This window comes from Streptomyces sp. NBC_00859 (assembly GCF_045161865.1).
Taxonomy (GTDB): Bacteria; Actinomycetota; Actinomycetes; order Streptomycetales; family Streptomycetaceae; genus Streptomyces.
In genome coordinates, this window is sequence record NZ_CP108826.1 from 522381 (window position 1) to 542575 (window position 20195).

General features: G+C 71.3%; 16 protein-coding genes. 8 read left to right on the plus strand and 8 right to left on the minus strand.

Annotated elements, in window-relative coordinates:
* Positions 1 to 90 precede the first annotated feature (90 nt).
* Positions 91 to 813: a chitinase gene (locus OG584_RS02425; protein ID WP_405774482.1), complete on the plus strand. Its 723-nt coding sequence runs from the start codon at positions 91 to 93 to the stop codon at positions 811 to 813.
* Here OG584_RS02425 and OG584_RS02430 read toward each other — a convergent pair.
* Together OG584_RS02430 and OG584_RS02435 are read right to left on the minus strand one after the other, a co-directional pair.
* Positions 803 to 2830, minus strand: a complete 2028-nt coding sequence (locus OG584_RS02430; protein ID WP_405774484.1) for a hypothetical protein — start codon at positions 2828 to 2830, stop codon at positions 803 to 805. The genes OG584_RS02425 and OG584_RS02430 overlap by 11 nt on opposite strands.
* A gap of 117 nt (positions 2831 to 2947) precedes the next feature.
* Complete coding sequence (locus OG584_RS02435; RefSeq protein WP_405774486.1) at positions 2948 to 4855, minus strand: RICIN domain-containing protein; 1908 nt, start codon at positions 4853 to 4855, stop codon at positions 2948 to 2950.
* A gap of 279 nt (positions 4856 to 5134) precedes the next feature.
* On the opposite strand from OG584_RS02435, the gene OG584_RS02440 reads away from it, so the two are divergent.
* Entirely contained in the window at positions 5135 to 6388 is a 1254-nt protein-coding gene (locus tag OG584_RS02440) for an ROK family protein (protein ID WP_405774488.1), read from the plus strand.
* A 108-nt stretch (positions 6389 to 6496) separates the two neighbouring features.
* On the opposite strand, the gene OG584_RS02445 is transcribed toward OG584_RS02440, so the two are convergent.
* On the minus strand, positions 6497 to 7930 hold the full coding sequence (locus tag OG584_RS02445) for a dihydrolipoyl dehydrogenase family protein (RefSeq protein ID WP_405774490.1): 1434 nt from the start codon (positions 7928 to 7930) through the stop codon (positions 6497 to 6499).
* Between the two features lie 117 nt (positions 7931 to 8047).
* Here OG584_RS02445 and trxA point away from each other — a divergent pair, with 117 nt between their 5' ends.
* On the plus strand, positions 8048 to 8413 hold the full coding sequence (gene trxA / locus OG584_RS02450) for a thioredoxin (RefSeq protein ID WP_405774492.1): 366 nt from the start codon (positions 8048 to 8050) through the stop codon (positions 8411 to 8413).
* Between the two features lie 114 nt (positions 8414 to 8527).
* Here the strand turns inward: trxA and OG584_RS02455 are convergent, their stop codons facing one another.
* The 4 genes from OG584_RS02455 to OG584_RS02470 form a co-directional block, all read right to left on the minus strand.
* Complete coding sequence (locus OG584_RS02455) at positions 8528 to 9712, minus strand: thiolase family protein (protein WP_405774494.1); 1185 nt, start codon at positions 9710 to 9712, stop codon at positions 8528 to 8530.
* Between the two features lie 162 nt (positions 9713 to 9874).
* Positions 9875 to 10945 carry a glycosyl hydrolase family 18 protein gene (locus OG584_RS02460; protein ID WP_405774496.1) on the minus strand — a complete coding sequence of 357 codons (1071 nt, stop codon included), beginning with the start codon at positions 10943 to 10945 and terminating at the stop codon, positions 9875 to 9877.
* Positions 10946 to 11117: 172 nt separating this feature from the next.
* Positions 11118 to 12221, minus strand: coding sequence for a winged helix DNA-binding domain-containing protein (locus tag OG584_RS02465; protein WP_405774498.1), 1104 nt, complete (start codon positions 12219 to 12221; stop codon positions 11118 to 11120).
* A 96-nt stretch (positions 12222 to 12317) separates the two neighbouring features.
* Positions 12318 to 13508, minus strand: a complete 1191-nt coding sequence (locus OG584_RS02470) for a 4-hydroxybenzoate 3-monooxygenase (RefSeq protein WP_405774500.1) — start codon at positions 13506 to 13508, stop codon at positions 12318 to 12320.
* A gap of 463 nt (positions 13509 to 13971) precedes the next feature.
* Here OG584_RS02470 and OG584_RS02475 point away from each other — a divergent pair, with 463 nt between their 5' ends.
* The 5 genes from OG584_RS02475 (at position 13972) to egtD (ending at position 18937) form a co-directional block, all read left to right on the plus strand.
* Positions 13972 to 14430: a type II toxin-antitoxin system PemK/MazF family toxin gene (locus OG584_RS02475; RefSeq protein WP_405774502.1), complete on the plus strand. Its 459-nt coding sequence runs from the start codon at positions 13972 to 13974 to the stop codon at positions 14428 to 14430.
* A gap of 217 nt (positions 14431 to 14647) precedes the next feature.
* Entirely contained in the window at positions 14648 to 15901 is a 1254-nt protein-coding gene (gene egtA / locus OG584_RS02480) for an ergothioneine biosynthesis glutamate--cysteine ligase EgtA (RefSeq protein ID WP_405774504.1), read from the plus strand.
* Positions 15898 to 17199, plus strand: coding sequence for an ergothioneine biosynthesis protein EgtB (egtB, locus tag OG584_RS02485; RefSeq protein ID WP_405774506.1), 1302 nt, complete (start codon positions 15898 to 15900; stop codon positions 17197 to 17199). Before egtA ends, egtB begins: the two co-directional genes overlap by 4 nt.
* A complete protein-coding gene (egtC, locus tag OG584_RS02490) occupies positions 17199 to 17969 on the plus strand; it encodes an ergothioneine biosynthesis protein EgtC (protein ID WP_405774508.1) in 771 nt (256 codons plus the stop codon). Before egtB ends, egtC begins: the two co-directional genes overlap by 1 nt.
* Positions 17966 to 18937 carry an L-histidine N(alpha)-methyltransferase gene (egtD, locus tag OG584_RS02495; protein ID WP_405774510.1) on the plus strand — a complete coding sequence of 324 codons (972 nt, stop codon included), beginning with the start codon at positions 17966 to 17968 and terminating at the stop codon, positions 18935 to 18937. The genes egtC and egtD overlap by 4 nt, the downstream gene beginning before the upstream one ends.
* On the opposite strand, the gene OG584_RS02500 is transcribed toward egtD, so the two are convergent.
* The gene (locus OG584_RS02500) at positions 18912 to 20165 is read right to left on the minus strand and encodes an extracellular solute-binding protein (protein WP_405774512.1); all 1254 of its coding nucleotides are present in this window, start codon (positions 20163 to 20165) and stop codon (positions 18912 to 18914) included. The genes egtD and OG584_RS02500 overlap by 26 nt on opposite strands.
* Positions 20166 to 20195: the final 30 nt, after the last annotated feature.

Genomic DNA, 20195 nt, shown 5'->3' on the forward strand with positions numbered 1-20195 from the left:
TGCCGGGTGAAAGCCCCTCACAGAGGCCGGGGCGTCCTCGCCGGCGCCCCGGCCCGTCCCACGGATCCCACCCACGAGGAGTGGCAGAGAATGTTCCGACGAGGTCTGCGTGGTCTTCTGGCACCCGTGATGGCGCTGGCGTGCCTGGGAGCCGCGGCGCCCGCGGCCGGCGCGCACGAGGCGCGGCGGGCCGTCCCGTTCGTGGTGAGTGAGAGCCAGTTCGAGCGGATGTTCCCGGACCGGGACCCGTTCTTCACCTATGCCGGGCTCGTCGAGGCCACGCGTTCGTACCCGGGCTTCGCCCGTACGGGAAACCTGTTCGTGCGGCGGCAGGAGGCGGCGGCCTTCCTCGCCAATGTGAGCCATGAGACCGGCGGCCTTCACTACAAGGTCGCTCAGGACCAGTCCACGTACCCGGTTTTCTGCGACACCACCCAGCCCTACGGCTGCCCCGCGGGTCAGGACGCGTACTACGGGCGCGGCGCGATCATGCTGAGCTGGAACTTCAACTACAAGGCCGCCGGCGACGCCCTCGGGCTCGACCTGCTGGACAACCCCTGGCTGGTCGAGCAGGACCCGGCCGTCGCCTGGGCCACCGCCCTCTGGTACTGGGACACCCAGAACGGGCCCGGCACCATGACGGGGCATCAGGCGATGGTCCGGCACGCGGGGTTCGGCGAGACCATCCGAAGTCTCAACGGAACCGCCGAATGCGACGGCGGCGATCCCGCGCGGATGCAACACCGTGTCGGCCTCTACCTGCGGTTCGCCCGGACCCTGCACACCCCTCCCGGGCGGCGGGTCACCTGTTGACGCGTTGCCCGTCGTCCGCCGTCCCCTCGACGAGGAGCCAGCCGCGGTGCGGGAGGTCCTGACCGAGCAGCAGGGTCCCCACCGATGCGGTCAGTGCGGCGGAGGCGGGTTCCGCGAGCGGGGCGAGCAGCGTCGCTTCCACGACAGCGGGGCTGTCGGCCAGGGCGATCCGGGGCCGGGCAGGGTCCGCGCTGCCGTTGGTGACGGCGAGTTGCCACCCCTGGCCGGTGCGCGCCAGACGGGGAATCAGATACGGGCCACCGCTGACCAGCGGGAGAACCGGCTCATCGCCCTCCAGGTAGCGCACCGTCGCGTGCAGGAGCCGCCGGCCGTCGTCGTCGTAGGGCAGCAGATGGGGAGCCGTGGCGGCGAGAACCGCGACGCGGCCGCCGAGCGAGTTCGTGAACTCGCAGCGGCCCGGCCCCCAGGGTTTCAGGTCCGCGGTGAGGACACTGGTCCGGACCTCGGCTCCCGCGGAGGGACACAACCGCGCCAGGGCGGGTTGCAGGTTGACGCTCAGACAGACGTCGGCATCGGCCGCGTGGGCCGATGAGGCGGGAACACACTCCAGGGAGTACGGACCGTTCGCGGACGGGGCCCGTCGGTCGACGATCTCCGTGACGGTGACTCCGAGCAGTTCCCCGAATCCGCGCTCGGTCAGTATCCGGGCCGCGGTGCCGTCCACCAGGAGACCGCCCGAGAGCATCCGTCGCAGGGCGTCGTCGTCGAAGGACCGGGCCACCTGCCCGAACAGCACACGTACGGGGGCCTCTTCGGCGGTCACCGGTACGCCGTAGCGCAGCAGGAAGTCCGCCGCCGGGCCCGGGTCGACAGCCAGGTCGGCGAGATGTCCGGGCCGCTCCGTGTGTACGTGCGCCGAGGCGTCCGGGTGGAGGGGCAGTCCCACGCCACAGGTGCCCAGCTGGCGGCGGTGGCGCTGGGCGACGTGGTCCAGCGCGGGGCGCGACCGCCGCAGGAGGCGGGTGACGCCGGGGAAACGCCGGGCGTGGCCGGACTGGACGGGCAGGACGTTGAGGAACAGCGCGTCCGCTCCGCAGATCTGCGCGGTGACCATCTCGGACCAGGTCTGGGTGTCGGACTTCGACCAGGTGGTGTGCGGCCAGTTCTCGATCTCCGGTTCGGTGCGCACGTACGGAGGCCGCAGGATTCGCTGGACGTCCAACGTCCAGAGGGAGTGGCTCAGTTCCCGGCCCGGGGCGTCGCTGTAGGGGGCGAAGTGGGGCCGGTGCACCGCCTCGCCGCCGATGGAGAGTGCGTCGAACAGGGCGGGCCAGTCGCGGCCTTCGACGGCGTGGGCGCCGGGCACCGAACTCATCAGACCCAGCCGGGAGCGGCCCGCCGAGTGCTTCTCGACGGCGTCGGCCACCAGGGCGGCGACTTCGAGCTGCGCGGTGCGCCACGTCTCCTGCAGCAGCGCGCGCCAGGGATGCGGAGCGCCGGGCGCCGTCACCGCGGCCACCACCGCCTCACGCGTGACCGGTTCGCCGGCCAGCTCAGCGAGCCGTTCCAGCATGAGGGGCTCGAACCCGCCGCCCCATTCGAGCGGCGCGTGGTTGTGGTAGCGGAAGTCGTCCTCCAGCCACAGGACACGGAAGCCGAGCCCGGCGAAGCGGGCGTAGTGCGCGGTGATCCAGGCACGCCAGCGCGGGCAGGCGAAGGACGCCTGCCCGGCAGCGGCCTGCCCGTCGGGCCCCACCATGGGGGCGAAGCCGTGCCGGTCCCGCCGGCCGCGGTCGGCGTGCCCAGCTGTCACCCAGGGGTTGAGACTGACATCGAGCCCGGCGCCCCGCAGAACGGCGGCCGAAGTGGCGGCCGTGTCGTACAGGCGGTCCTCCTCGTCGCCCGCCGGGTGGCCGTTGTAGAACTCCTCGGCCCCGAGCAGCAGTACGACTTCGTCGACACCCGACTGCAGGCAGAAGTCAGCGAGTTCGGCGGCCTGGCGGCCGGCCGCTGACGTGGGGTGGATGTGGAACCTCAGGTGGTACCGGGCGGGCACGCGGGGCCTCCATGGTGCGCTGTCGGCGATGGGCCCGCGCCGACAGCGAGTCGGCGCGGGCCCGTCGCGGGGTTCTGGCCGGCGGGCGCTCAACGCGTCGCCGGCGTTCCTGCAGTGTCAGTCGTCCTTGCGGCCGTTGAGACGCAGCGGAGCAGGTGCGACGGGGCGGGACGGACCCGCGACACCGCCCTTGCCGCCCTTGTGGGCCGGGCCCACGGCGGTGAGCGTGAGGGTCTGCTCCGCAGCCGTGCGCGCTCCGCCGACCGGGCCGCCGGTGGTGTCGGTCCACGCGCGGGTGGGCGTGGTCTCGGCGAGCCGGCCCTGAGCGGCCGACAGGCCGATGACGAGTCCGCTGTAGCGGTTCACCAGACGGTAGGTACCGGTGGAGTTGCCGTTGACGGCTGTGTTCTTGATGACGAACCACTGCTGGCCGACACTGGGGCCGCCGGCCGGTGCGTTCGTCGCGGTGGGCCTGGCCGCCCAGGCGCGCCCGGCGTTCGTCTTCGCGTCGACACCGAGGAGTTGGTGGGTGGACGCGTTGGCTATGCGGTAGGAGCCGTCACCGTCGGGGGTGAAGATCCAGTGGCCGAGGGCCGATCCGGCCGACGCGGCCCGCGAGGTGGTCGCGCCGCTGCCCCGGACCTGGGTGAGGACACGGCCCGCTCCGCTGGCGATGGTGTAGGCCTTGCCCGTGTCGAGTGGAGCTGCCGGGGCGCTGGTGTCGATGGCGGTGTTGTAGTACTCGCCGTCGGCGCCGCCGGAGCAGGAGAACGAGCAGTAAGAACGGAAGTTCTTGCCGACGATGGTGGAGCCGGTCTTGTTCTCCGAGTCCAGGAACCAGCGGTACCAGGAGCCGGTCAGGTAGTCGCCGGAGTCTCCTGCGAGACGCCACTTCTGGGTGGCGAGGCTGTCGGTGACGTAGAAGCGCTGCGGTTCGCTGGCGTCCTGGTGGATGGTCTCGGGCTCACCTATGTACAGGCCGAGGTAGGCGTCGTAGGCGATGTTCATGGTCAGCAGGTCGGACTTGGCGGGCAGCTTGCCGTTCGCCTGCTGCTCCTGGACGTTGCCGGGGTTCGCCGGGTTGTAGTCGTTCGCGACGGGTGTGTAGCCGGTGGGGTGGTCGGCGTCGACCGGCTGCAGGTTGCTCTCCAGGCCGCCGGTCCCCGGCTGGGACCAGGAGCCGTTGTACCACTTCTTCCAGGAACCCGGCGCCATCTTCGCGGACATGGGGGCACGCGCCACGTGCGAGAGGCTCCCGTCGGTCCAGCCGCCCGGCACGCCGCCCTTCGGGATGACGCGCGAGTTGTAGTAGACGTAGAAATAGCCGGACGCGGTGTCCACGAACAGCCGTGCGTCGCCGTCGCCGTAGTCGAACGTGTCGTGGGGGAAGGCCTTGTCGTCGCCGCGGCGGGTGCTGTACGGCGAGGTGAGCACGTGGTCCTTGATGTCCCAGGTCTTGCCCTGGTCCTTGGACACGGTGTAGTCGATCGTGTCGTAGTGCAGGCCGTCACCGAAGGGCTGCGGGGTGAACTCGTTGTGGATCAGCCCGTACCAGTCACCGGTGTCCGGGTCCACCCACACGCCCATCAGGTCGCAGTAGTTCTTCTGCGCGTAGCTCGAGGTGCCGGGGGCGTACGTGGCCTCCCGGCCGGTGGGACTGTTGTTGCACCGCCAGGTGGTGTCGTCGTTGCGGTCCTTGGAGTTGGCGGGGTTCACCGCGTCGCTGAGCGCGGCCGAACGGTCGGCGGAGTCGAAGTCCTTGCCCGTGTAGAACGTCCAGTTGCGGGAGTCCTTCGCGCCGTACAGGGAGTGGGCCGACTGGTAGTAGAACGCGCCGTCCTTGTCGGTGTACGTGGCGGCGGGAGTGTCGTCGGGGTTGGTCCAGGAGCCCTTGTCACCGATGGAGACGTTGTACTTGGGCGAGGGGTCCTGGGCCGACGCCGGAGCGGTGGCCAGTGCGCCGAGCAGGACCACGGCAGTGGCGGCGAGCGCACCGGCGATCTTCGTTCTGGGACGGGCTGACACGGGTACTCCTCTCTTGCCCGGACTGCCTGCGGGAGAGACGAGCAGGGGCCCGGGGCGGCGAGATGTCCGGCGGTGGGGCGGCGTGTGCCACCGGACTGGGGGCATGGGGGGGTGAGAGCGTGCACAACGGTGTATTAATTAGTTTGAATAGAATCCGAACTAATAGAGGCCTGTCAAGACTCGTGTCACTCATGAACCGGGATCGCTCCGCCGCCACAGCCCGGACGCGGACTTGCCATCATGAGTGCGCAGACAGACCCGCCCAGAGATGAGGACGCAGTGACCGACCTTCACGCGGCGGCGCCGCCGTACGCCACTGCCGGACCCTCCCGGCCCCGGGACCGCGGGTCCATCCGGCCCGCCAACCTCGGTGTGGTGCTGCGCATCCTCCGTGATTCCGGACCGCGTTCACGTGCCCAGATCGCCGCCGACACCGGCCTCCCGAAGCCCACGGTCACCACGCTGGTGGCCGAACTCGTCGCCCACGGCCTGATCCGTGAGGGGCCCGCCCAACGTGAGGGAGCCGTGGGGCGCCCCGGCACTCTGGTCCACATCGACGGCCGGGGCCTCTGTGGCATCGGGGTGGAGATCAGCACCAGCTACATCCACGTTCTCGCCCTCTCGCTCAGCGGGGCCGCCGTCCACGAGCACCGCGTCGCCGTGGCGGTCGCGGAGGCCGGAGCGGAGGAGATCCTGGACCTCACCGCACAGGCGATCCGTACGTGCCTCACCGTGCTCAGCGGCGAAGGCATCCGGCCCGTCGGCCTCACGCTCGCGGTGCCCGGCGTCATCGACGCCGCCGCCGGCACGGTCGAGTACGCGCCCGCCATCGGCTGGCGCGCAGTGGCCGTCGCCGACGGGCTCCGGCAGCGCCTGGAGCAGCCGCTGCCGCGCCTGACCCTGGACAACGACGCGAAGCTCGGCGCCCTCGCCGAATACGTCCAGGTGCAGGGTTCGGACGTGCACGACATGGTGTGCATCACCGGCGAGCGCGGTATCGGTGCAGGCATCGTCAGCGGCGGCAGGCTCCTGCGCGGAGCCACCGGTTTCGCCGGCGAAGTCGGTCACATGCCTCTCGACCCGCAGCGCCGCCCCTGCGTCTGCGGACGCCGCGGGTGCTGGGAGGTGATGGTGGGCCTTGATGCGATCCTGCGCCTGGCCGCCGCCGACGACGACCTGATCCACGACCCGGCCGTCGAACTGGAGACCCGCCTGGCCGAGTTGCGCCGCCGCGCCCTGGACGGAGACGCCCGCACCCTTGACGCGTTGGCGCGGGTCGCGGAGGACCTCGGGCTGGGTCTCGCCCTGCTGGCCGACGTGCTCAACCCCCGGATGGTGATCCTGGGCGGGTACTTCACCCACATCGGGGACCTCATGCTGGAGCGGGTACGGGAAGTGGTCCACGAGCGGGTCATGGCGTCGGACGCCGGGGGGTGCGAGGTGCGGCTGTCCGCGCTGGGGTTCGCCGCCGCGGCCCGCGGCGGCGCGTATCTCGCACTCGACGCGGTGTACCAGGATCCGGGAGCGGTATGAGGCCGGCCGGGACCTGCCCGGCCGGCCTCATGGAGCTGCCCCGCTGTACTGCGGCTTCGTCGCGTGTACCGGCCCCCACGCCCCGACGGACCGACCGTCAAGGTTGCCTCAGTGTCCGTACGTCTCCAGCAGCCGCAGCCACACCTCGCTGATCGTCGGATAGGCGGGTACCGCGTGCCACAGCCGTTCGACGGGCACCTCCCCCGCGATGGCGACCGTTGCCGAATGCAGCAGTTCGCTCACTCCCGGGCCCACGAACGTGGCGCCGACGACGACCTCACGGTCGAGGTCGACGACCATCCGGGCCCGGCCCCGGTACCCGTCGGCGTACAGCCCCGCTCCCGCGACGTTCGCCATGTCGTAGTCCACTGCCCTGACCCGGTACCCCGCACTCTCCGCATCGGCGAGCGTCAGACCGGCCGACGCCGCCTCCGGGTCGGTGAAGACCACCTGCGATACCGCGGCGTGGTCGGCGGTCGCGGAATGGGCGCCCCAGCGGTCGGTTTCGAGCAGCGGGACCCCCTGGGCCCGTGCGGTGATCGCCGCACCCGCGATGCGCGCCTGGTACTTGCCCTGGTGCGTCAGCAGGGCCCGGTGGTTGACGTCCCCCACCGCGTAGAGCCAGTCGCTGCCCTCGACCCGGCAGCTGTCGTCGACGGTCAGCCAGGAGCCCGCGGTCAGGCCCACCGTGTCCAGGCCGATGTCGTCGGTGCGCGGGGCGCGGCCCGTGGCGATGAGGATTTCGTCCGCCTCGATCCGCTCGCCGTCCTCCAGCACCACGGTCACCGGTCCTTCGCCCCGCTCGACCGAGGCCGCGGACGTGTGGAAACGGATGTCGGCCCCCGCCTCCTTGAGCGCAGCGGCCACCAGCTCGCCGGCGAAGGGCTCCATCCTCGGCAGCAGTCCGCCGCCGCGCACCAGCATCGTCACGCGGGAACCCAGCGCCTGCCAGGCGGTGGCCATCTCGACGGCGACCACTCCCCCGCCGACGACCACCAGGCGTCCGGGCACCTCCTGGGAGCTGGTCGCCTCGCGGCTGGTCCAGGGCCGGGCGTCCGCGAGTCCGGGGAGCTCGGGGAGGACGGCGCGGCTCCCCGTGCAGACGGCGACCGCGTGCCGTGCGGTCAGCTGCTGCTTCTCCCCCGCGGGGCCGGTCACGACGACTGTCTTCCTGCCGGTGAGGCGCCCCTGGCCGCGGTAGAGATCCACCCCGATGCCCTCCAGCCAGCTGACCTGGCCGTCGTCCTTCCAGTGCGAGGTGTATTCGTCCCGGTGGGCGAGCACCTCCGCGACATCCAGGGGGCCCTGCACCGCTCCGCGCAGTCCGGGCACCCTGCGGGCGTCGGCGCGCGCGGTCACCGGGCGCAGCAGAGCCTTGCTCGGCATGCACGCCCAGTACGAGCACTCACCGCCGACCAGTTCGCTCTCCACCACCGCCGCACTCAGCCCGCCTGCGCGGGCGCCGTCCGCCACGTTCTCGCCGACCGGGCCGGCGCCGATCACCACCACGTCGTACGCCGTGTTCTCCATGGGATCCGTCATGGGAGCCAGTCTGGTACGGGGTGTGCCGCGCGGCCACATGGGCAGCCGGAATACGACAGCGAACACCACGGTTGACCCCGGCGAACACACCGGTCAGCCAGGAAAGGCGGGCACAGCATGAGCACGGTCGAGCTCACCAAGGAAAACTTCGACGATGTCGTGACCGACAACGACTTCGTCCTCATCGACTTCTGGGCTTCCTGGTGCGGACCCTGCCGTCAGTTCGCCCCGGTCTACGAGGGTGCGTCGGAGCGGCACGAGGACCTCGTATTCGCGAAGGTCGACACGGAGGCCCAGCAGGAACTGGCCGCGGCCTTCGAGATCCGTTCCATCCCCACCCTGATGATCGTGCGTGACAACGTCGCGGTCTTCTCACAGCCCGGCGCTCTGCCGGAAGCCGCTCTGGAGGATGTGATCGGGCAGGCCCGCGCGCTGGACATGCAAGAGGTCCGCAAGTCGGTGGAGGACGAGAAGAAGGCGTAGCGGGACCGGTCAGGTCCCGGGTTTCACCGACACACCGGGAAACGCCGGACCGGTCCGGGCTCCGGCGGGCGTGGGCCGCCCGCCGGAGCCTTTCCGTTCTTGTGGCCGCCGCGATCAGCGTTCGAGTACGAGCGCGAGCCCCTGGCCGACGCCGATGCAGAGCGCGGCCAGACCGGTTCCGGAACCGGCCGCGGCCAGCTGGTGCGCGACCGAGCCCGCGAGCCGCGCCCCTGACGCGCCGAGCGGATGACCGATCGCGATGGCGCCGCCGCGCGGGTTGACGACCGCCGGGTCGAGCTCCGGCCACTCCGCGAGACAGCCGAGCGACTGGGCCGCGAAGGCCTCGTTCAGCTCGAAGACCGTGAGGTCGCCGAAGTTCTTGCCGGCCTTGGTCAGAGCCCGCCGGACCGCCTCGACCGGGCCGAGCCCGAAGAGCTGAGGCTCGACACCCGTGACAGCGGATGTCCGGATACGGGCGAGCGGTTCCCGGCCGGTGGCCCGCAGCCCCTCGTCGTCGACCAGCAGCAGAGCCGCCGCGCCGTCGTTGAGCGGGGAGGCGTTGCCCGCGGTGACGGTACCGTCCGGGCGGAAGACGGGCTTGAGCCGGGCCAGCGCCTCCATGCTCGATCCGGCTCGGACGCACTCGTCACGGGCGAGGTCGACACCCTCGTACGGAACGACCTCCGCGTCGTAGAGGCCCGCTTCCCAGGCCGCGGCCGCCTTGCCGTGGCTGGCCAGGGCGAAGGCGTCCTGCTGCTCCCGGCTGATGCCGTGCTTGTCGGCGATGAGCTCGGCGCCCTCACCGAGCGGGACCGTCCACTCCTCGGGCATCCGCGGGTTGGTCATCCGCCAGCCCAGGGTCGTGGAGTGCAGCTGCTGATGCCCGGCCGGGAAGGCGCGTTCGGGTTTCTGCAGCACCCAGGGCGCCCGGGACATCGACTCGACCCCGCCCGCGACGGCCACCGACGCGTCGCCCAGCGCGACGGCACGGGCAGCCTGGATGACGGCCTCCAGCCCTGATCCGCAGAGCCTGTTGACGGTGACGCCCGGGACGGAGACCGGAAGCCCCGCCAGCAGCACGGCCATCCTCGCCACATCGCGGTTGTCCTCGCCCGCGCCGTTGGCGTCGCCGAAGTACACGTCGTCGACGCGGGACGGATCGAGGTCCGGGCTCCGCTCCACGAGAGATCTGACGACGTGGGCGGCCAGGTCGTCGGGGCGTACTCCGGAGAGTGCCCCCGCGAATTTCCCGACCGGTGTACGGACTGCGTCGACGATGTAGACGTCGCGGATACTCATCGGACCTCTCCCATGCCACCTGGCCGTTCGCCCGGTGAACGATTGTTCATAACGGCTTACCGCCCGAGTCTGTGTCCGCCCCCTCCGCCTGTCAACGCCCGTGCGACGGAGCGGCCCGCGGACGTCGCGAAAGGATGCGGGCCCCCCGGCGCAGCCGTCAGGTCACTGCTGGGCGAGCACTTTCCACAAGCCCGGGTCCTCGAAACCGAGCGCCCAGAGCGAGGTGTTGCGCACCCCGTACTTGCGGACCGCGGCCAGCTGCACGGCGGTCCCCCGTGCGTCCTGGTACCAGACGGTCCTGGGCACATCCCCGTCCTGGTAGGTGAAGTGCGGGGTGCCCGACTCCGGGTCGAGCGCATAGGGCGCGCCCACCTCGCGGCGCAGCGCCTCCGCCTGCTTCCACGTCACGTGCCGGGCGGGACCGCTGCCGTCGGCCGGCCAGTCCCAGCCGTACCCGGGCAGCGCCATTTCGATCCGGCCGGCCGGCACCAGCGCGGTCGCCCGGCGCAGGATCCCGTCGTACCAGGAAGTGGCCGAGAGCGGGCCGGGCGGACCGCCCGACCAGTGCAGGTCGTACGCCATGATCCGCATCCGGTCCGCGGCCCGGCCGATCGCTGCGTAGTCCCAGATCCGGCCCGTGGTGTCCGTCTGGGGCGAGACGGTGACGACGCACTGTTTCCGCAGGGCGTGCAGCTTCGCGCACAGGCCGGTGACGAAGGCCGCGTACGCGGACCGCACGCGGTGGTAGTCCGGCGTGGCGGTGGAGGCGATGGTCTCGTAGTCGAGGTCGATGCCGTCGTAACCGTGACTCCGTGCGAGCCGGACCAGCGCCGCGGTGTGCGCTTCGCGCAGAGCCGGCGTGGTGAGGACGGCCGCCAGCGCGCCCGGCTTCATGGTGTCCATGTCCATGACTGTGGGTACGACATCGATCCCCGCCCGGTGCAGTCCGCCGATGATGCGGGCGTCACCGGCGCCGGGGTGCCCCTCGATACGGTCCGCCGCCGCCGCTTTGTACCAGAAGGGACTGACGGTGTGCAGTTGATCCGCGTGGCGCAGGGCGTCCTGGTACGCGTTCTCCTGGTCCCAGTACGGGAGCCAGGCCGAAACGGTACGCGGAACGGCCGGAGCGCTCGGCGGACCGGCTGCGCGGGCGTTCGCGGGAAGCGCCGCGGCCAGGAGGCAGACGACGCCCGCCAGTGAACGGGCGAAGCGGGATACAGGTGCAGTGATCATGGGCAGAGAGTGGCGGGGACACCGGGATACCGCGCTGCGGAGTGGTCCATCCAGGTTCTGACGTGACCCGGATGACGGGGTATCAGGGTGACCGCACCGGTCTGCCCGGCAGCATTGGCTGACTCCGAGCGCCACGGCCGGGGCCGGAGGGCAGGTGACCGGTGACCGGTGCTCAGACCGTCACGTGAGCCGGGACACCGAGGTAGCGCCCCAGGTCGGCGGCGTCAACGTGCAGGCCCTCCCGCACGCCGGCATCCAGCCCGTCGTCGAACGGCGTGATCTCGACGGTCATCCGGTGTCTGCGGTGTCGGACGCTCCAGGTCCCGAGAGCACGGCCGTCGGCCACGAACGTCGGCATGATGAAGCCGCCACCGCTCTGGACCGCACGGTCGTGAGCGGGCGGGACAATCAGGGTCCGGTCGCGATAGCCGAGCAGGTACCCGTCGAAGTGGCCGAGCAGCCGGACGTCCGGGTGGGGCACGACCGCCTCCCCTGCGCGCTCCGGAAGCTCGTGCAGCGGACCGAGCTCCGTGGCGACCTCGCACAGCTCTCGCGCCGCGAGGGCGAAGGCCCGCCCGGCGGATGTCAGGGGCAGCCCACTCCACGCGGCCAGGTCGGGAGGCCCGGTGGGGCCGTGCCCGGTGACGTAGCGAAGAGCGAGCCGGGCGAGATCCGCATCCTCGTCGCCCGGCTGCGCCGGCCCGGCCCGGTCCGCGAGCAGGGTGTACGTGGCTCCGTCGTGCTCGTCCTCCGGGCCGCGGCAGACCAGCCCGCGGACCGCGGCGTACTGCAAGAGGTGCGCGGGTGCCTGACTCCGGGGATCGAGTGCCACACCTTCACGGGCGATCTCGTCCATCAGAGTTGCCCGCGTGAGCGGCGCCGACCCGGCGAGTACGGCCCGCAGCGCGTCGAGGCCGCGTCGGCAGGTGTCCTCGTCGAGGCCCAGGCGCCGGCGCCGTCCCGCCTGGCGGCGGGCCGTCCGCTCGCCGAACAGCCGCAGCAGCCAGCGGACGTCGTCGGCGATGACCATGTGCAGCGTGCCGCGCATGAGCCAGGTGCGCACCAACTCACCACTGGTGCACCTCGCGTCGACATCGCCTGCGGTGAGCCCGGTGGAGCGGGCACGGACCGCGAGACGGGCCGGCTTCACGTCCTGGGACTGCACACCCACCACGCGGCGTACCGCATCGGCCGGCCCCGACGCGCTCTCCGCGCCCAGCAGTTGTGCGGCGGCCCGGCGTCGGCGCACGTCTGCGGCCGTCCATCGATCTCGCATGATCGCGAGCCTATCGAAGCCCGGGAGCGGGCGGCTGCTGACGCGTCGGACGGTGACCGACCGGCTCCCGTGGCCCCGCAGCGGGGAAGCCACCGCTCAGATGCCTACGTAATTCTCGGCGAAGTAGTCCTGATGGCTGCGCAGATCCCGCAGACTCACCAGTCGTGCGCGCTGCAGCAGGCGCATGAAGGCGGCGTCCTCGCCGTCCGCTGCGGGGCCGTGCAAGAGGTTGACCATCCAGTGCGAGAACTCCTGTGCGTGCCACATACGCGGCAGGCAGGCGTCGGAGTACCGGGCCAGTCCACGCTGATCGTCCCTGGCCAGCGCGTCGGTCAGTGCCACGGCCAGTGTCCGCGCGGTCACGATGGCGAGATTGGCCCCCTTGGCGGCCGAAGGGCTGATCAGGCCGGCGGCGTCGCCCGCCAGGAACAGCCGCCCGTACTGCATGGGGACGCTGACCGCCGAACTGAGGTCCACGGTCGCCCGTTCCAGAATCGGTCCCTCGCGCAGCGGCCCGTACTCGCCGGTGCGCATCCTGGTCCCCAGCTCGTCCCAGATCCGCGCGTCGCTCCAGTCCCCGGGAGCCTCCCCGCGTGGCACCTGGAGGTAGTACCGGGTGACGGTGGCGCTGCGTGCCATGTGCCCCGCGAAACCCCGGTCGTGCACGGCGTAGGTCACCGCTGTCATGCTGGGCGGTGCCTGCGCCAGTATCGCCAGCCAGGTCACACCGTGATAGCGCCGGAACCCCTGGGCCGCCCCGGCCGGCATCTGCCGCAGTGCGACACCGTGCTGGCCGTCGCACCCGGCCGCGTACTCCCCGGAGATGCGGTACGTCCGGCCGTCGGTCTCCCGGCAGTCGATCGACGGGCTGTCGCCGTCGAGTCCGTGCATCGCGGTTACCGTCGTTCCGAACCGGATGTCCCCGCCCCGGTCCAGGAACTCGGCTATCAGGTCGGCCACCAGCTGCTGCTGCGGATAGACGGTGTGGACCTGCCGCTGGCCCAGCTCACCGTAGTTCAGCTCGAACTGCCCGTGCTCACCGCGGAACGCGCAGGTGCCGTGGAGCTGCCCCGCCGCGTGCAACCCCTTGGCCAGTCCGTTCTCGTCGAGGACGCGGACGACGTCCGGTGCGAGGAACCCGGCCCGCCCGCGCTGCTCGACATGGGCGCGGCTCTGTCTTTCCACGATCACGCAGGTGATGTCCGCGGCACGCAGTAAATTCCCGAGCACCAGACCGGCGGGCCCGGCTCCGACGATCAGTATCCGGGTTCTCTCGGACACGGGCATGGAATCCCCTCCATCGCGCAATTCGCTACCGGCCCCCTGCACGCACGCACACTGTATTGGGCTCCCGGAGCCTGGGGCCGGCCATGCAGAGGATCGTGCGTGGGACCGTGTGAGCCGGTATCAACTCCCCCTCGGCTGCGCTCGGTCCACGATGGTTTCGTCACCGCGGCCGGGCCGGGCGCCCTGCTCTCCGCGGGTAGCCCGTCACCTCTCCGTCCGGCGCCGGGCCTCCCGGGCGAAAGCGGTAGGAGCGCGGCCCGGGAATGTCCGGAACTCGGTGGTTCACCAAGGCTGTCCCGGCGTCCCCGGTGGATCGGTGCACGGAGTCGGACGCGGTGCACCGCAGGGATGAGGGGCGTTCGCACACCGGACGTATTCGGGCGTTCCGGCGAACGCGGCGGGGCTCCGTAGCCGTCGTCGTGCGCCCGCCGGGGGTCACCGGAACAGCGCTTAGCCTGTCCCGGTGACTTCCTACACCGATGACCAGCAACTGCCCGACTCACCCGGCCGGCGCGGCCCCTCCGCCACGACCGAGGCCGAACCGCACGGCATCGGCCCCGTCAGGACCTCCTACGCCCCCGCCCACGACGGAGATCCCGACCCGGGCGAAATCGTCTGGACCTGGGTGCCGTACGAGGAGAACGACGGACGCGGCAAGGACCGGCCGGTTCTCGTGGTGGCCAGGGAGGAGGCGGGCACGCTGCTCAGCGTCCGCCTCTCCAGCAAGACGCACGACAGGGACCGGGAGTGGCTGGCGATCGGCGCCGGGCCCTGGGACCGCGAGGGGCGTGAGTCCTGGGTCGATCTGGACCGGGTACTGCGGGTGCACGCGGACGGCATGCGGCGCGAGGCCTGCGCGCTCGACCGGCCGCGGTTCGACGCCGTCGTGGGGCGCCTCAGGGAGCGCTACGGCTGGAGCTGACCGGCGCGGGCCGTCACACCCACGCCCCGGGTGGCCGAGCGGGCTCCGCCGGACGCGGCGCGGCCCCGGATGCCCTGCGTCGCGCGCCCGCGGCGCCTGTTTCCGGCCTCCCGGGGCACTCTTGTGCGGACCGTCGGCAGTGGCTTAGGTGGGATGGAACGTTCTCCGGAGGGCACAGGAGAACGGCTGAAGGTATCTTCGCCACGAGGAGCCGATCATGACCATGCCGCAGCTGACCGAGGTGGACGCGGAGCACCTGCTCCGATGTATCTGCTTCAAGACCGGACCACCCCGGACCGTCGGGGTCGAGCTCGAATGGCTCATCCACGACCTGCACGACGCCCGGTCGCCGCTGTCCGACGACCGGATCGGCCAGGCTCACGCCGTGGTGCGCGCGCTGCCGCTCATCTCGCCGCTCACCTTCGAACCCGGCGGCCAGCTGGAGCTCAGCTCGCTGCCTGCCACGTCCCTGACCGAGTGCGTCGATTCCGTGTCCGCGGACCTGCGTGCGGTGCGGGGCGCGCTGCGCGACGAGGGTCTGGTGCTCACCGGGCTCGGCCAGGACCCCTGGCATCCGCCGCGCAGGCTGCTGCGCGAACCGCGGTACGACGCCATGGAGACCTATCTGGACCGGCACGGGACGGCAGGCCGTTCCATGATGTGCGGTTCGGCCTCCATCCAGGTCTGCCTGGACGCGGGGCACGACGAACCAGGGCCGCTGGGCTACGGCAGGCGCTGGAAGCTGGCGCATCTGCTGGGCGCCGTGCTGGTGGCCGCGTTCGCCAACTCGCCGCACCGCCAGCGCCGTACCACCGGATGGCTCTCCACCCGGCAGTCCCAGTGGGCCGACCTCGACCCGGTGCGGTCGCTGGCGCCGGAGGACGGGCCCGAGCCCCGGGTCGCCTGGGCCGCGCACGTCCTCGACGCGCCTGTGATGTGCATCCGTGCCGACGAGGGGCCCTGGCCGGTTCCGGAACGTCTCTCGTTCCGGGAATGGCTGCGCACCGGCCTCCCCAGACCCCCGACGCGCGAGGATCTGGACTACCACCTGACGACACTCTTCCCGCCGGTGCGGCCGCGCGGCCACCTCGAACTGCGCATGATCGACGCGCAGCCCGGCGAGGACGGCTGGGTGGTGCCGCTCGCGGTGACCGCCGCGCTCTTCGACGATCCGGCCGCTGCCGAGACGGTGTACCGCGCCGTCAAGCCGCTCGCGGAGACCGCGGGCCGGGCCCGTGCGCCGCGCAATCCGCTCTGGGAGACCGCCGCACGGTCCGGTCTCGCCGACCCCGAGCTGCGCGCAGCGGCCACGGTCTGCTTCTCCGCCGCACTGGAGGCACTCCCCCGGCTCGGGGCCTCCGCCGCCGTACAGGAGGCGGTCGCCGCCTTCGCCGACCGCTATGTCGCACGGGGCCGATGTCCCGCCGACGATCTGCTGGATCCCGATCACGGGAAGGATCTCCTGCCATGAACGCCGACCCCAGCGCTGTGCGCCGCAGCGCGCTCGACGCGCTCACCACGGCACGCAGCCGCACCAGCGCACTGACGGACTGCGTCGAGGACAGCGAACTCACCGCACAGCACTCGCCGTTGATGTCCCCACTCGTCTGGGACCTGGCCCATATCTCCAACCAGGAGGAGCAGTGGCTCCTGCGAGCGGTCGCGGGCCGCGAGGCGATACGTCCGGAGATCGACTCGGTGTACGACGCCTTCGAGCACCCCAGGGCCACCCGGCCCACTCTTCCGCTGCTCCCGCCCGCCGAGGCACGGCGCTACGCGTCCGATGTGCGAGGACGCGTCGTCGACGTACTGGAGAGCGCCCCGCTGCACGGCCGGCCGCTGGTCGACGCGGGCTTCGCCTTCGGCATGATCGCCCAGCATGAGCAGCAGCACGACGAGACGATGCTCATCACCCACCAGCTGCGCACCGGCCCCGCCGCACTGACCGCCCCGGCCCCGCCGCGCACCGACAGCACCGGCCTCCCAAGCGAAGTCCTGGTACCCGCAGGCCCGTTCACCATGGGCACATCGGACGAGCCCTGGGCGCTGGACAACGAACGACCGGCGCACCAGCGGCTCGTCCCGTCCTTCCACATCGACACGGCCCCGGTGACCAATGGCGCGTTCCTGCGGTTCATCGAGGACGGCGGATACCACGACGAGCGCTGGTGGGCGGAGAAGGGCTGGGACCTGATCCGCGGACACGAGCTGACCGCGCCCCTGTTCTGGCACCGGGAAGGCGGCCAGTGGCTCCGCCGCCGCTTCGGCGCCGTGGAGCCCGTGGCGTCCGACGAGCCGGTGCTCCATGTGAGCTGGTACGAGGCGGACGCCTACGCCCGCTGGGCGGGGCGGCGGCTGCCGTCCGAGGCCGAGTGGGAGAAAGCTGCACGCCACGATCCGGCGACCGGCCGTTCGTACCGCTATCCGTGGGGCGACCAGGATCCCACGCCCGAGCGGGCCAACCTCGGCCAGCGCCACCTCGGTCCGGCGCCTGCAGGCAGCTACCCGGACGGTGAATCGCCCCTCGGCGTTCGGCAGTTGATCGGGGACGTGTGGGAGTGGACCTCCAGCGACTTCCAGCCCTACCCCGGGTTCGCCGCGTTCCCCTACCGCGAGTACTCGGAAGTGTTCTTCGGCCCGGACCACAAGGTGCTGCGCGGCGGCGCGTTCTCCGTCGGCGAGGTGGCCTGCCGGGCCACCTTCCGCAACTGGGACCTGCCGGTGCGCCGTCAGATCTTCGCCGGGTTCCGCACCGCGAGGGACGCCTGATGTGCCGTCACATCGCTTTTCTGGGGCCGCCGGAGCCGCTCGGTGAGGTGCTGGTGCGGCCCCGGCACTCGCTGGTGCGCCAGTCGTGGGAGCCACGCAGACAGCGTCACGGGACAGTCAACGCCGACGGGTTCGGCGTCGGGTGGTACGCCGGGGACGACCCGGTGCCCGCACGCTACCGGCGCGCCGGGCCGATCTGGGCCGATCTCTCCTTCACCGATCTGGCACGGGTCGTCCGCAGCGGGGCCGTACTGGCGGCGGTACGCGATGCCACGGAGGCGGGCGCCGACGACGAAGCGGCCGCGGCGCCATTTGCCGCGGGCCCCTGGCTGTTCAGCCACAACGGCGCGGTCAGGGGCTGGCCCACGAGCGCGGCTCCGATCGCGGCGACACTCCCTGCGGCCGAGCTGCTCGGTATGGCCGCACGCTGTGACTCCGCACTGGTCTGGGCGGTCGTCCTGCACCGGCTGCGGGAGGGCGACCCTCTCGGCCAGGCGCTCGGCGACACCGTCACCGAGTTCGCGGCTGCGGCACCCGGCTCGCGGCTCAACCTGCTGCTGACGGACGGCACTGCCGTCGCCGCCACGGTCTGGGGCGACAGCCTCTGGTACCTCACGGAACCCGGACGGACCGAGGCGGGCGGCCGCACGGTGGTCGCGTCCGAGCCCTACGACGACGACCCGGGCTGGCGGGAAGTACCCGACCGCACTCTGCTCGTGGCGACCCGCACCGATGTCCAGCTGACCCCACTCAAGGAGCCCACGGCGTGAGTCCGTTCCAGCTGACCCGTACCCTGCCCGAGGACGCGACCAACGCCGCGCTGCGCGCCGATGTGCGCCAGGGCCTGACCGGTTCGCCCAAGACACTGCCGCCCAAGTGGTTCTACGACGCACGCGGCAGTGAGCTCTTCGAGGAGATCACCGCACTGCCCGAGTACTACCCGACCCGGGCGGAGCGGGAGATCCTGCTCGCTCGCGCCGGCGACATCGCGGAGGCCACCGGCGCCCGCACTCTGATCGAGCTGGGTTCGGGGTCGTCGGAGAAGACCCGGCATCTGCTCGACGCGCTTCCCAGGCTGATGAGTTACATCCCGGTGGACGTGAGCGGGAGCGCGCTCACCGCCGCCGCGGACGCCCTGCTCGCGGAGCGGCCGCAGCTCGTCGTGCACGCTCTGATCGCGGACTTCACCCGTGAACTGACCCTGCCCGCCTCTCCCGGCCCCCGGCTGGTCGTCTTCCTGGGCGGCACCATCGGGAATCTGCTGCCCGCCGAACGCGCCGCGTTCCTGCGGTCCGTACGGAGCCTGCTGGAGCCGGGCGATCAGCTGCTGCTGGGCACGGACCTGGTCAAGGACGAGAGCGTGCTGGTCCCCGCCTACGACGACGTGGCCGGTGTCACCGCCGCGTTCAACAAGAACGTGCTGAGCGTCATCGACCGGGAGCTGGGGGCCGACTTCGATCCGGACGCCTTCGACCACGTCGCCGTCTGGGACCGCGAGAACGAGTGGATCGAGATGCGGTTGCGGGCGCGCCGGGCATTCACCGTGAAGATCCCCGAGCTGCAACTGGTGGTGCCCTTCGCGGCGGGTGAGGAGATGCGGACGGAGGTCTCCGCGAAATTCCGGCAGGACCGGGTGCGCTCCGAACTGGCTGCCGCAGGACTGACACTGCACCACTGGTGGACGGATGCCGACGCCAGGTTCGCCCTGTCGCTCAGCGGTCCACCAGCTCGTCCGTGAGCCGTCTGGACGCCTTCTTCGCGGCTGTTGCGGCGTCCTGCCCTGTGAGTACTTCCGTCATATAGGGCTTGATCGGGTTGTCCGCCTCGACCGCCGCCCAGCGCGGCGAGTTCGGGGTGGCCCGCCCGCGTGCCGCGCCCACGGCCATCGCGGCCGTACCCTCATCGCCGTTGACCACGCCCGCGAGCGTCGTCTTGTTGGGGACGTAGCTCATGGTGCGGGCCAGCTCGGTCTGCCATTTCCGTCCCGCCAGGGCCTCGACGACCTCGACGGCGGCGTCACCGTCGTGGGCCTTGTCCGGGATGATCAGGTCGGAGCCTCCGGTGAACACCGCCGACGGCTTGGCGGCTGTCCTGCCCGGTATCGGGAAGAAGCCGAGCTTCCCCTTGAGCTGCGGATTGCTCTTCAGGATGGTCTGCGCCGTGCCAGGCACCGCGATGATCTGGGCGACATCGCCGCGGGCGAACACGCCGGCCTGCTGCGGATGCGCCTCGTCCGCGTTCTTGGGCCCCCGGCCGAGATCCTGGAGCTGCTTGTAGAAGTCCATACCCCTGATGGCGGCCTGGCTGTCGAGGGCTCCGGTGTAATTGCCGGCGTCCTCGTCGGCCAGTTCGCCGCCCTCGTCCCAGATAAAACCGGAGAGGGTGTACCAGTCCTGTCCGGCGAGGTATATCCCCTGCCGGCCGGCCTGGTTGAGCTGCCCGGTGTCCTTGATCCACTGTGCGCGGGTTTTCGGCGGCTCGGTGATCCCGGCGGCCCTGAACAGGTCCTTGTTGTAGATGACGACGCGGTTGGCCGCGTACCAGGGGATGCCGTACTGCGCGCCGTCGATGCTGCCGGGATCGGCGAGACCGGGCAGCCAGTCCTTGCTGCCGAGGTCACGCACCGATTCGAGGGTGAGGTCCCGCAGTCCGCCGCTCTGCGCGTACATCGCGACCTGGGTGTTGCCGACCTCGATCAGGTCGGGCCCGTCGCCGGACCGGAGAGCCGAGGTGACCTTGGCCCCGATTCCGCCCCACTCCTGGATCCGCACATCCAGCTTGATGTTCTTGTGCCCGCTCTCGAACTCGCTGGTGAAGCGCTTGACGAAGCCGTCGGACGCGCTGCCCTTCATCAGCCACACCGTGACGGTGCGGGTGCCGTCGCCGGTGCCCGGCAGATAACCGCAGCCGGCGAGTGCGCAGGCGGCCAGCAGGGCGGTACAGGTCAGGCCGGTTCGGTTTTTCACGGAGGTCACCTCTGTCGTAGACACGGCAGT